This is a genomic window from Mycobacterium spongiae (assembly GCF_018278905.1).
GTDB lineage: Bacteria > Actinomycetota > Actinomycetes > Mycobacteriales > Mycobacteriaceae > Mycobacterium > Mycobacterium spongiae.
Genome location: NZ_CP046600.1, coordinates 3,811,644 through 3,824,062 on the forward strand (window position 1 = coordinate 3,811,644; position 12,419 = coordinate 3,824,062).

7 protein-coding genes are annotated in these 12,419 nt (G+C 69.4%); 3 read left to right on the top strand and 4 right to left on the bottom strand.

Annotated elements, in window-relative coordinates; translation table 11 throughout:
- Nucleotides 1-931: 931 nt before the first annotated feature.
- The 3 genes from F6B93_RS15475 to F6B93_RS23435 all read right to left on the bottom strand — a co-directional run bounded on the left by F6B93_RS15475 (nt 932) and on the right by F6B93_RS23435 (nt 5,323).
- Complete coding sequence (locus F6B93_RS15475; RefSeq protein WP_211695864.1) at nt 932-3,574, bottom strand: PE family protein; 2,643 nt, start codon at nt 3,572-3,574, stop codon at nt 932-934.
- A gap of 190 nt (nt 3,575-3,764) precedes the next feature.
- Nucleotides 3,765-5,123, bottom strand: a complete 1,359-nt coding sequence (locus F6B93_RS15480) for a PE family protein (protein ID WP_211695865.1) — start codon at nt 5,121-5,123, stop codon at nt 3,765-3,767.
- Nucleotides 5,124-5,194: 71 nt separating this feature from the next.
- Nucleotides 5,195-5,323 (bottom strand): hypothetical protein, encoded by a 129-nt coding sequence (locus tag F6B93_RS23435; RefSeq protein ID WP_281426093.1) that lies wholly within the window; start codon nt 5,321-5,323, stop codon nt 5,195-5,197.
- Between the two features lie 380 nt (nt 5,324-5,703).
- On the opposite strand from F6B93_RS23435, the gene F6B93_RS15485 reads away from it, so the two are divergent.
- The 3 genes from F6B93_RS15485 (at nt 5,704) to F6B93_RS15495 (ending at nt 10,492) form a co-directional block, all read left to right on the top strand.
- Nucleotides 5,704-6,642, top strand: coding sequence for a winged helix-turn-helix transcriptional regulator (locus F6B93_RS15485; protein ID WP_211695866.1), 939 nt, complete (start codon nt 5,704-5,706; stop codon nt 6,640-6,642).
- Nucleotides 6,643-6,687: 45 nt separating this feature from the next.
- Nucleotides 6,688-7,089: a hypothetical protein gene (locus F6B93_RS15490; RefSeq protein ID WP_211695867.1), complete on the top strand. Its 402-nt coding sequence runs from the start codon at nt 6,688-6,690 to the stop codon at nt 7,087-7,089.
- Between the two features lie 1,456 nt (nt 7,090-8,545).
- Complete coding sequence (locus tag F6B93_RS15495) at nt 8,546-10,492, top strand: PE family protein (protein WP_211695868.1); 1,947 nt, start codon at nt 8,546-8,548, stop codon at nt 10,490-10,492.
- A 233-nt stretch (nt 10,493-10,725) separates the two neighbouring features.
- On the opposite strand, the gene F6B93_RS15500 is transcribed toward F6B93_RS15495, so the two are convergent.
- Complete coding sequence (locus tag F6B93_RS15500) at nt 10,726-12,288, bottom strand: DHA2 family efflux MFS transporter permease subunit (protein WP_211695869.1); 1,563 nt, start codon at nt 12,286-12,288, stop codon at nt 10,726-10,728.
- Nucleotides 12,289-12,419: the final 131 nt, after the last annotated feature.

Sequence of the window (12,419 nt, forward strand, 5' to 3'; positions counted from 1 at the left end):
CCGATGGCCGCTGCGAAGCACTCGGCGGGCTCACTGCGACTCCGACGAATGGCATGCCCCCCCTTTCCGGAAATACAATAAATGAAGTAAACACCCTCGGGATGGGGTTGGCAACCGTTCGCCCCTTCTCCGCCCAAAGAAGATGCAGGAAATCTTCTGCCACAGAGAGTGATTGGATTTGGTCGGCGACAAACACGGCTCGTCGATGCGTCGCAGAAGCCGCTCGGAGGCGCCGGGAGGCGTTTTCGGGGTTGCCGCCGTTCCGCCCGCCGCCATGCCGATCGCCCCTTGGAATGGGTCAGCCTGGGTGGCGGTATGGGGGCGATGGGTGATCGGTTGGGTGGGTCGACAAACACGCTCGTCGCGGATCGAATGCGTTACAAGTCAGGTGGCCCACCGTGGCATTACTGAACGGAGTTCGTATCTGCCTCATCGCAAGTGCGGCTCGACGTCGTTGTTCGCCGCGCTGCGCTGCCGCGGTCGCGCTGTCGCGATCACGCTGCCCGTCTGGCTATTCGAAAGCTACCGGGTTTCTGATTGGCGGTGCGCCGTGGGCACAGGTGGCTGCCGCTAGTTGGCGAGCCCAACTTCGCGAAAATTTACTTCAAATACTGAAGTCTTCTTGCGTTGTGATCGTCCACCGATTCTGCAGGTATCACAGATACGAGGGCGGGCGTCGATGATCGGCGACCGTCATTTTGAGATTCATCGCGACACGGTTCAAGAACCGGATCCGCGAACCCGACTCGCGGCCATGGTCTTAGCGTGTACCGACGAGTTGCGTCGTTCTCACTTCGACTGTGTCAGCCTGGGAGGCGTTGCAGACGCGATGGGTCGTTGGTCGGTTGGTTGATTGGTTGCTTGGCTATGCGCTGCGTGCGTGTCCATCATCGACCCTTCTTCCTTGAGGACGTCAATTCGTGCCTGCTGGCTAGGGCAACCCGTTGCTTCCGTTTTGGCCTAGCAGGACCCCGCCGTTGCCGCCGGTGCCCGGGTTTGCAGGGGGGGTGCCGGTTCCACCGTTGCCGCCGTTGCCGCCGTTGCCGATGAGTGCGGCGTTGCCGCCGGTCCCGCCGTTGCCGCCATCGGTCGTAGCGCTTGCTCCGCCGCCGCCGCCGGCTCCGCCGTTGCCCAGCAAGAACCCGCCAACGCCGCCGGCTCCGCCGGCACCTCCGTCACCGTTGAGGTTGCTTCCGCCGGCGCCGCCGGCCCCGCCGCTGCCAAACAGGCCGCCGTTGCCACCAGACCCGCCGAACCCGCCTGACTCGCTGTTGAGGTCCCCGCTGGCCCCGCCCGCCCCGCCGACCCCGCCGGTCCCGAACAGCAGTCCGGCGAAACCGCCCGCCCCGCCGCCGCCGCCCAAACCCTGGCTGAATCCGCCGGCGCCGCCGGCCCCGCCGCTGCCGAACAGCCCGGCTAGGCCACCCAACCCGCCGGTGCCGCCGAAGCCAAGGTTGCTCAGACCGGTTCCGCCGGCTCCGCCGGACCCGCCGGGACCGGCGAGCAGGTTGCCGAAGAACGCGCCGTTTCCACCGCCGTCACCGCCGTTGCCCCCGACGGACCCGGTCCCGCCCGTGCCACCGTCCCCGCCGCCGGCGCCGACCAGCCCGCCGAGCATCCCGCCGGCGCCGCCTGGCCCGCCGGCTCCGCCGAATAGGGGGCCAAAGCTAGTCCCGCCAATCCCGCCGCCCCCGCCACTGCCGAACAATCCGACGGCGGCGCCACCGGCCCCGCCGGTTCCGCCGACACCGTCGGCCGCGGTTGCGCCGGTCCCGCCGACCCCACCGTCGCCCAACAGGGCGCCGCCGGCCCCGCCGGCGCCGCCGGCTGGGCTCAATCCGCCGGGAATATTGGGGTCTGCTGTGCCGGCCCCGCCGGCCCCGCCGGTGCCTAGCAGCCCAGCCGCCCCGCCGATACCGCCGTTTTGGCCCACCATGCCTGACCCGCCGGCCCCGCCGTCGCCGAGCAACCATCCACCGGGTGTGCCGTTGGCGCCCGTGCCGGCTGCCCCGGGGGTGCCGTTGCCGATCAGCGGGCGCCCGGTCAGGTCCTGGATTGGAGCATTGATCGCGTTGATTACCTGTTGTTGCAGGGTGTGCAGGGGCGAGGTGCTCGCTGGGGCGTTGAATCCGTCCAGCCCCACCAGCAGCCCGCTGGTTCCACCGGCACCGTCGCTGCCGGGCATTGGGCCGGTCCCGCCGCTGCCGCCATTGCCGCCGTTGCCGCCGTTGCCGCCGTTGCCGATCAGCACACCGTTGCCACCCGCACCGCCGCCGCCACCGCTGGTGGTGCCTTGCCCGCCGGCTCCACCGGCACCGCCGTTGCCGATCAGTAGCCCGGACCTGCCGCCGCTGCCCCCAGCACCCCCATCGAGAGTTCCGAATCCGCCAGCCCCGCCGATGCCGCCGTTGCCAATCCAGAGAGCGTCACCAGCGGCCCCACCTACCCCGCCGCTAGCGGCACCGGCACCACCGGCTCCGCCGGCACCGCCGCTGGACAGCAGCAGTCCGGCGTTGCCCCCGATCCCACCGTTACCGCCGAGCCCACCGCCACCGAGGCCGGCGCCGCCCGCCCCGCCGGCCCCGCCCGGACCGAACAGGACGCCGGCTTCGCCGCCGGTTCCGCCGGCCCCGCCGACGCCACCAGAACTGCTGCTTCCGCCGGCCCCGCCGGCCCCGCCTGCGCCGCCCGGGCCGGCGACCAGCCCGGCGTCGCCGCCGGACCCACCAACACCCCCAAGGGTGTCGCCGAACCCGCCGATGCCGCCATCGCCGCCGCCGGCACCGACGAGTCCGCCCAACAACCCACCGGCCCCACCGGCCCCGCCTGCCCCGCCGGTTGAGTTGGCGGAGGTGCTGCTGCCGCCGGACCCACCGACCCCGCCCGCCCCGAACAGCCCACCAGCCCCGCCGGTACCGCCGAACCCGCCAACCCCGAAGTCACTCGTCGAGACCCCTCCGGCGCCGCCGGTCCCACCGGTGCCCAACAACCAGCCCCCAGCCCCACCGGCGCCACCGGCGCCACCGTTACCAAGCGTTGAGCTGCCGCCAGCCCCGCCAGCACCGCCGCTGCCGATGAGCCCCGCCGCCCCACCGGCACCACCGTTTTGGCCCGCCGCACCCGACCCACCGGCCCCACCGTCGCCGAGCAACCACCCACCGGGCGCGCCGTTGGCCCCAGTCCCTGGGGCCCCGTTGGCGCCGTTGCCGATGAGTGGTCGGCCGGTCAACGTCTGGGCGGGCGCGTTGATCGCGGTGAGCAGATCCTGTTGCACACTGTGCATCGACCCAGCTGCAGCGGCCTCCGCAGTGACATACAACCCCGCGCCGGCGGTCATGGCTTGGACAAACTGCTGGTGAAGCGCCGCCGCCTGCGCACCGAGCACCTGATACGCCTGTGCGTGGGCAGAAAACAGCGCCGCGATAGCCGCTGACACTTCATCAGCACCGGCCGCCGACAACTCTGTGGTCGTGACCGCGGCGGCCGCATTCGCCGCGCCGATCGTTGACCCGATACCGGCCAAGTCCGACGCCGCCGCCATCACCATCTCTGGTTGCGCCACCACAAACGACATCACGGTCTCCTCACACAACGTCGAGCCACAGCCGACTCCCGCATCACGGAGCCACTGCAACGCATACCGTCACCACCTAGCCTCGCCAACCAGCACAACCGAACTTCCGGCCACTACGTCTACATCCGGAAGGCGAGCGAACCGACCCAACAACGGTGCCACCGACAAGCTGTGCGCCATGGTGCACCGGCTAGCCGGCGGGCCCGGGCATGCCAAACAGCAGACCGCCAGCGCCGCCGGCGCCCGCGAGCCCGGGGCCCCTACTACTCGGGCCGATCCCAGCCAGACCACCCGGGCCACCAGGCCCACCATTACCAATCAATCGGGCGTTGCCTCCGTGACCACCGTCACCACCTCTGCCGGCGCCCTCGTTGGTGGCGTCGCCGCCTTGGCCACCGGCCCCACCGGCCCCGCCGTTGCCGAACAACCAGCCGCCGTTGCCGCCGTTGTTACCGGCGCCAGCGTCGCCACCGAAGTCCCCATCGCCACCATGCCCACCGGCACCTGCGTTGCCCCCATGGCCCAACAACCCGGCATCCCCACCCCATCCACCGAACCCGCCTGCCCCGCCGAAGTCGTCCACGGACGAGCCGGCGTCCCCGCCGTTACCGCCGTCCCCGCCACTGCCGAACAGCAAGCCGGCGCGGCCGCCGTCGCCGCCAATACCGCCGAACCCGCCGATCTGGCCGGGGTTGGTTACGTTGGCGCCGATTCCGCCGTTCCCCGCGTCCCCACCGTCGCCGAACAACAGCCCGGCTGCACCGCCATGGCCGCCGGCACCACCGAAGCCGCCGGCGCCATCAGCCATGTTGACGCCTCCATCCCCACCGTCGCCGCCCGCCCCACCGATCCCCCCGAATAGTCCGGCGGCACCACCGTTGCCACCCGCCCCGCCGTCCGCCGAATTGCCGGGGTTCGGCCCGGCGTTGCCACCCAGGCCGCCAGCCCCACCGCTCCCGTACAGCAACCCACCGCGGCCCCCAGCCCCACCGGCACCACCGGCTGCGACCGTGGACGAGCTGAAGCCGGCCCCGCCGTGGCCGCCGTTGCCGATCAACCCGGCAGCACCGCCGTTGCCGCCAGCGGGGTTGGCGGCGTCGCCGGCCGCGCCGTTGCCCCCGTTGCCCCACAGCAGTCCGCCGTCGCCACCATTGCCTCCCGGCGTGGTCGCATTCGCGCCGTTGCCGATCAGCGGGCGCCCCAAGAACGTCTGGGTGGGCGCGTTGATCACCGCGAGCACGTCCTGCTCGACGCGCTGCAGCGAAACGTTGGCGGCCTCGGCCGCCGCATAGGCGCCCCCGTTGGTGCTCAGCGCCTCGACGAATTGGTCATGAAAAGCGGCTATCTGGGTGCTCAGCAGCTGATAGTCGCGCCCGTAGCCAGAAAATAGTGCCGCGATGGCCGCCGAGACCTCGTCAGCACCGGCGGCCAGTACCGCGGTGGTCGGGGCCGCTGCGGCGATGTTCGCCTCGGCAACTGCTGACCCGATCGCCTGCAAATCGGTGGCGGCCGAGGTCAACATCTCGGGAGCCACGCTCACATACGACATCTCAATCCCCTCACTGGGTTGGCCTCGGGCTACGACCGACTCCCAGTTGGTTGGTGCGGGAGTACAACTAGCTACGTTTTCCGCCACGGGTAGCCGCGGTCGCCGGGTTCGGCGCAGGTGAACAAACCGTTGGCATCCTCGACCGCGGTGGCCGCTCGTACGCGGTCCGCGGCGTCGGTCACGATGTCGCTGAGTGGCACCGCAATCCCCCTATTCGATACGGTTAATGAAGTAAACACTGTCTCGGGGGCTTTGGCAACTGACATCTCCGCGAGCAGGCCCTGCCGGGCAGGAAAGGTGTTGCCGCATTTCACCCTTGGGTGCGATGGGCGAAACAGCTGGCTCGTCGATGCTTTGCAGACAACAGTCGGAGGTAGCGCGGGGCGCGTTGTCGTAGCTACCCGCCGATGAACTTGCGTTCCTGCCGATGGCCGTCGACCGCGTGCACCACGTGCGCGAACGAGGCGTCGGCGTGGCGTCGCCCGCGTGCGTCGGCGTCGTGCAAGAGATCGCTATCGTGGTTGAGGCTTGAGTCGGCCGTCGCTGAGGGGCGCCGGTCGCGCGTGGGAGGTTGGGGAGCATGGCCGTGGTCAAGGCTGGCGGCGCGGCAGCAGCGTTGTCGAGCCCGATCGAGCAGACGATCGACCTGCTCGGAGACCGTCTCACCGTGGCGATCCTGCGTGAGGCGTTTGTCGATCACGTCCGCAAGTTCAGTCGGTGGATCGACCGGACGGGGGCACCGCCGGCGGTGTTGACGACGCGGCTCAACGCATTGGTCGAGGCGGGGCTGATGGTGCGCGAGCCCCCGTCGGCCGGTCGGGAGCACCATGAGTATCTGCTCACCGATCTCGGCCTGGCCATATGGGAATTCCTGGTCAGCGTGTGGTGGTGGCAGCGGGAGTGGTCGCCGGCCGGTGCTTTGCAGCCAGAATTGGTGCACCTCGACTGTGGCCACCGCGGACCCCCCGAGCTGATGTGCCGGCATTGCAACCGCACTGTCAAGGCTCGCGATGTCGAGGTGGAGCTGGATTCGAGTTCACTGGTATTTGCCGGACACAGCGGCCGCCGTCGTTCGACGCGCACCAACCCCGAGCCACGCCGAGCCGACCTACAATTCACCGAGGTCATGGAGGCCATCGGCGACCGGTGGAGTGCGCTGGTCACCGGCTTGGCGCTGTCCGGGGTGTCCCGGTTCAGGGAGTTCCAATCGATTCTGAAGATTTCGCCGACCACGCTCAGCGAACGCCTGATGAGACTGACCGACGCAGAGATGCTCACCCGCGGAGACGACGAGCGCCAGTATGCGTTGACACCGCGTGGCCGGGCACTCTTTCCGATCTTTGCTTTCCTGCTGGCGTGGTCGCAGCGTGCCCACCCCGATACGGCTACACCGGGCTTGGGCCTGCGTCATCGCAGGTGCGCTGCGACGTCGTTGGTCCCCGCGCTGCGCTGTCGCGGTTGCGATCTCACAATGACGCGCACGTCGGTGCGTTTCGAGGGCCACCCACTCTCCCGATAGGCCGCCGCGTACCACCGGGCCGCACAGCGGGCTCCTCTGCTGCCCATGACCAAGACCATCGTCCAGATCAGTTACTTCAATTACAAAAGTATTGATGGTGATGGTCCGATGGTTATTGCAATGGTCCCGCCGTGGGGAGCGTCGATGCTCGGCTTCGCTCCAACAGCGGCGCCGAAGCCAACCGATGCCAAACCGACAATCAGGTCCTATGACGATGTGACACTTGAGCTCTACGCGCCGGGGTCCAATGCGATCGCCGCACGCACGGCGTCACCGAACGCCGTCCAACCGCTCCACGTGAGCCACAGCACCACCCCCAACGCCCCGGCCTTCATGACCGCCTCGGCAGCGGTCGATTTCAGGTTCGCCGCCGTTGAAGACCGTGATGGTTGCGCGAAACGCCGAGCCGGTTTGTTTGCGGACACCGTTGCGGTGTCGAGGTGTTGAGGAGGGCCGAGATGTCGTAGGTGACCGCGGTTCCGGCGATGTTGACGTCGGCCGCAACAGATCTGCAGGCGATCGGCTTGGCGCCTGCGGAGCGCCACTATTGCCGCGGCGTCCATCGATGCCGCCCGCGGCGACCGCTACCGTGACCTCTGGCTCGCGCCTAGATGTGCCATCGACCTTTCCTCTTGTACCGACCAGACCGGTTGTGCGGGCACCCACGCCAACCGCGCCCTCAGCGTCTCAGCGAGTGCAGGACAACGAGTGCGCGGTCGCAGCGAGTTGACTACTATAGATGAAGTTAATGGCTTGCGGGTTGCCTTTGACGATCGGCGGCGGAAGACGACCGCTGTGGCGCACGGCGGCGGACAGGTGATAGCCATTCAGGCAATCGACTGACCCTCGAAAAGCACCGAGCGCGACATCGCAGCCGTAGCACGCAGCGCGCTTGCGATGACGCAGGCTCCCAACCCGGGTACAGCGGTGTCAAGGAGGGCTCGCCCCGACTACACCCGTGCGCAGGCGAACACCGGAAAGCAGCGCCCGGCCACATCAACGCACGCAGCCGGTCCGGCAACCGTAAGCGCTGTTCAAATCTTGTTTTTCGCGCCGCCCGCGTTTCGTGTCACCGTCGCAGGGCACCATACGGCGCGGCGCGGACACCACTGAGGCAGCAGTCGAACCCCAACCCCGGTCGACCCTCACCAGCGCCCACGGCGACTCGCCATTATGGCGGTACCACAGCATTCGGAGGAGTGGTGGATGGCCGTGACCGCGCTGGTGGCATGCGCCCGGATCACCACCCCGACGCGGGGATCGAACCAGTCGATCGCGGCCCGTCAGTTCGATCATCGCCATGCCCGCGCGGCCATCGGCGGGTAGCTACGACAACACACCCTGCGCTACCTCGAACGGTTGTCCGCAACAAATCGAGGAGCCGACGGGTCCGCCTATCCGAACCAATAATGAACTGCTACTTAGCTTTTGCTACGCCAAGCGGTCTTCTCGAAGAAGCTCCAGTTGCGAAAGTCACCTCGTCGATGTTTACTTCATTAACTGTATTAGCTTGAGGGGGTCGTGGTGGCATTCAGCAACGTCGGGGCCTACGCAGCCGGCCGCTGGCGATCGGCGATCGCAGTCGACGATGTCAACGGTTCGCGCACCCACACCGCACCCAGCGACCGCGGCCACCCACCGCGCCAGGCCTGCCCGACCACACCCGGACTCCAGACCCGCGTCCCAATATCGCGCCCGATGAGCCCTTCTGTCCTTGTCGCACCACACATCTCGCTATCGGTCAATCACCACCACAGTCGCCGCCAGTGCGGGCAACCCGAGAGCCATTCCGGCCGGCAAACCGCGAACAGGCTGTGCAGAAAACACACGCACCTGGATTGCCGCGGCACCAACACTCTCCGGGTTGGCCACAGCTCGAAACCAACACAATGAGGGGATTGGAATGTCGTATGTGAGCGTGACTCCCGAGATGTTGACCTCGGCCGCCACCGATTTGCAGGCGATCGGGTCAGCAGTTGCCGAGGCGAACATCGCCGCAGCGGCCCCGACCACCGCGGTACTGGCCGCCGGTGCTGACGAGGTCTCGGCGGCCATCGCGGCACTATTTTCTGGCCACGCTCGCGACTATCAGCTGCTGAGCACCCAGATAGCCGCTTTTCATGACCAATTCGTCGAGGCGCTGAGCACCAACGGGGGCGCCTATGCGGCGGCCGAGGCCGCCAACGTTTCGCTGCAGCGCGTCGAGCAGGACGTGCTCGCGGTGATCAACGCGCCCACCCAGACGTTCTTGGGGCGCCCGCTGATCGGCAACGGCGCGAATGCGACCACGCCGGGAGGCAATGGTGGCGACGGCGGACTGCTGTGGGGCAACGGGGGCAACGGCGCGGCCGGCGACGCCGCCAACCCCGCCGGCGGCAACGGCGGTGCTGCCGGGTTGATCGGCAACGGCGGCCACGGCGGACAGGGCTTTGCCGGGTCCAACGGCAACCCCGGCGACCCCGGCGGCACCGGTGGCGCCGGTGGGGCCGGCGGGCGCGGCGGCTGGCTGTACGGCAACGGCGGTGCCGGCGGGCACGGCGGGCAAGGCGGCACGGGCGGCACTGGCGATCAAACCGGCGCGAACGGCGGCCCGGGGGGCGCCGGCGCTGTCGGCGGGGCCGGTGGAGCCGGCGGATGGCTGATTGGCGACGGTGGTGGCGGCGGGCACGGCGGCGCCGGCGGGCACGGCGGCGCCGGCGGCATTGGCGGTCAATCCGGCAGGGACGGCGGCCAGGGGGGCGCCGGCGCCGGCGGCGGGACCGGTGGAGCCGGCGGATGGCTAATTGGCCACGGTGGTAACGGCGGCGCCGGCGGGCACGGCGGCGCCGGTGGGCAAGGCGGCACCGGCGGCACCTTCGGCATCTCCGGCGACTTCGCCGTGGGGAACGGCGGCGACGGGGGCGCCGGCGCCGTCGGCGGGGCCGGCGGAGCCGGCGGATGGCTAATTGGCCACGGTGGTAACGGCGGGCACGGCGGCGCCGGCGGGCACGGCGGTATCGGCGGCGACAGTGACCCTTTCGCCGCCGGTAGGGGCGCCGGCGGCGATGGGGGCGCCGGCGCCGTCGGCGGGGCCGGCGGATGGCTGGTTGGCAACGGCGGTGACGGCGGCGCCGGCGGGCAAGGTGGAACCGGCGGCGCCGGCATCTCCGACACGCCCGTCGGCTTGGCCGGGGGGAACGGCGGCGCCGGGGGCGCCGGTGGAGCCGGCGGGTGGCTGGGAGGCCACGGCGGCGGCGGCGGCGCCGGCGGCGACGGCGGTGACGGCGGTGACGGCGGCGGCGGCGCCGGCGCTGCCGGCGGTGACGGCGGCGCTGGCGCTCTCGGCGGGACCGGTGGAGCCGGCGGGTGGCTGGGAGGCCACGGCGGCGCCGGCGGACAGGGCGGCGCCGGCGGGCAAGGCGGCACCGCCCTGCCCGCCGGCGGTGACGGCCTCGCCGGCGATGGGGGCGCTGGCGCTGCCGGTGGTGGCGGTGGGGCCGGCGGGTTGCTGATCGGCAGCGGTGGGGCTGGCGGCAGCGGTGGGCAAGGCGGCGCCGGCGGCGACACCCTCGCCGGCGGTGTCGGGGGCTTCGGCGGAAACGGCGCTGCCGGAGCTGCAGGCGGGGCCGGCGGGTGGCTATACGGCAACGGTGGCAACGGTGGCGACGGTGGGCAAGGCGGCACCGGCGGCACCGGCCCATTCGGCAGTGGCGGTGGCGGCGGTGGCGGCGATGGCGGTGATGGCGGCGACACCCAGCTGATCGGCAACGGCGGCCAGGGCGGGGCCGCCGGCACCGGAGTGCCCAACGGGACGGGCGGGGCCGGCGGTACCGGCGGGCAGCTGTTCGGCACACCGGGAAGGCCCGGGTAACCACTTGCGACCCAAAGCAGTTGCGGCGCAGAGCCCGCTGTTATGGAGCGCGCCGAAAGCGGTACGTGTTCCTTTGGTCCCATGACCGGGCCCGGCACTGGGATGGTGGGGGTATGACCGCGATCTCGCGCAGCTCGACTATCGAATCGGCGGTAGGAGGCGACCGAGCTTCGCGCCGATTGATGCGGTCGTGTTCTTCCTTGCGCGACAAGGCAACGCACGAGTTTCGGCACTTACTCGAGGACGGCCGTGATTGCAGGCTTGCGCCCGGCATCGCTGACCATGGCACCGAGGCCACGGGGAAACCACCGCCAGCCTGCCAGGAACATCAAGCCCAGCGACGCGGTGGCGATGAGTAACGCCACGCGGATACCGTCGATGAAATCGTCCTCCGCGATCGCGACAGGATCGCGGTGCGCGATATGTCGCCGCGGCACAATGCCGCCGACATGAGCCCGCGGGTTGGCGCTGTCAATGATGATCTCGGCAATGGTGTGCCGCTGGACCGGATCAGGCACCGCGAGCTCCAAGTGCGATTCGAGTGTGACCGACAGCCAGCCAGCCAGGACAGAACCCAAGACCGCGAACCCAATCGTCGAGCCGATGGCCCGCTGGGCGCTCATGATCCCGGAAGCCATGCCCGCGCGTTCCGGGGGGACCCTAGTCATGGCGAGGGTCGTGATCGGCGTAAGGCACAGTGCAGCACCGGTACCGCACAGGCCCAGTCCGACGAGGACCACAGCCGAGCTCCGGTGCTCGCTGGCGATCAATGTGAGCAAACCAAGCATCAATAGGCAGAGCCCCACAAGAATGAGCACCCGTACGCCGACCCGGCCAACTAGTTGCCCAACCAGCGGCGACACCACGACCACGGCCGCGCTGAACGGGAAGATCACAATGCCGGTCGCACTAGGGGTAAGGCCACGCACGTTCTGCAGGAACTGCGTGGTGAGCAGCAGCATCCCGTGGACCGCGAAGAACACCGTGCAGATGGTGGCGATGGACAGTGCATACGAGGTGTCGCGGAATAGGCTCAGGTCCATCATCGGATCCGATGATCTGCGCTCGTGCCACAAGAACACGGCGGAGCCAACGGCGGCCATCACGAGAAGCGCGAGGATCCGAGGCGACGTCCATCCGATTTGGGGGCCTTCGATGATTGCGTATACCAAGGTCCCCACACCAATGATGAACAGCAGCTGCCCGGATAGGTCGATACGGACCGCCCGCTCGTTGCGCGACTCTCGCACGACGCCGCGTGTCAGAAGCAGGACGAGAACCCCGATTGGCACGTTGACATAGAAGATGCTGCGCCACCCCCACTGGTCGACCAGCAGACCGCCGAGCGTCGGGCCTGCGGTCGTGCCGACGCTGGCGATGGCTGTCCATATGCCTAGTGCTCGCGCCTTGTCCTTCGCCTCCGGAAAAGCCGCGCTGACCAGGGCGAGGGAGGTCACACTAACGGTCGCAGCGCCCAATCCCTGCACGCCGCGCGCGAGAGTGAGGACCACGATCGAGGGGGCCAAGCCGCAGGCCATGGATCCGACCGTGAATACCGAAACACCTGCCAAGTACCAGCGGCGGCGGCCATGGAGGTCGGCGAGCGTCGCCGCTGACATGATGCAGACGGCCATGGCGAGGCTGTAGGCGGCCACCACCCACTGCAGGCCGTCCTCCCCTACGCCGAAGCTTCGCTGGATGTCGGGTAGCGCCACGTTAACGATGAGCGCGTCCAGGAAGATCATGAACAGACCGAGGCCGGTGGCTATAAGGGTGAGCAGCTGCCTGCGGTTCATGAGCAGCACGCTTCACACGGACCTGTTCGGGGCCGTTGCGGCGAAGCCGGTCCAGGCGGCCCCGGCACAGTTGGCCTTCGCCGCGCCGCGAAGGTGCGTGAAATGACGATCGAGAACATGGAGGCTCACCG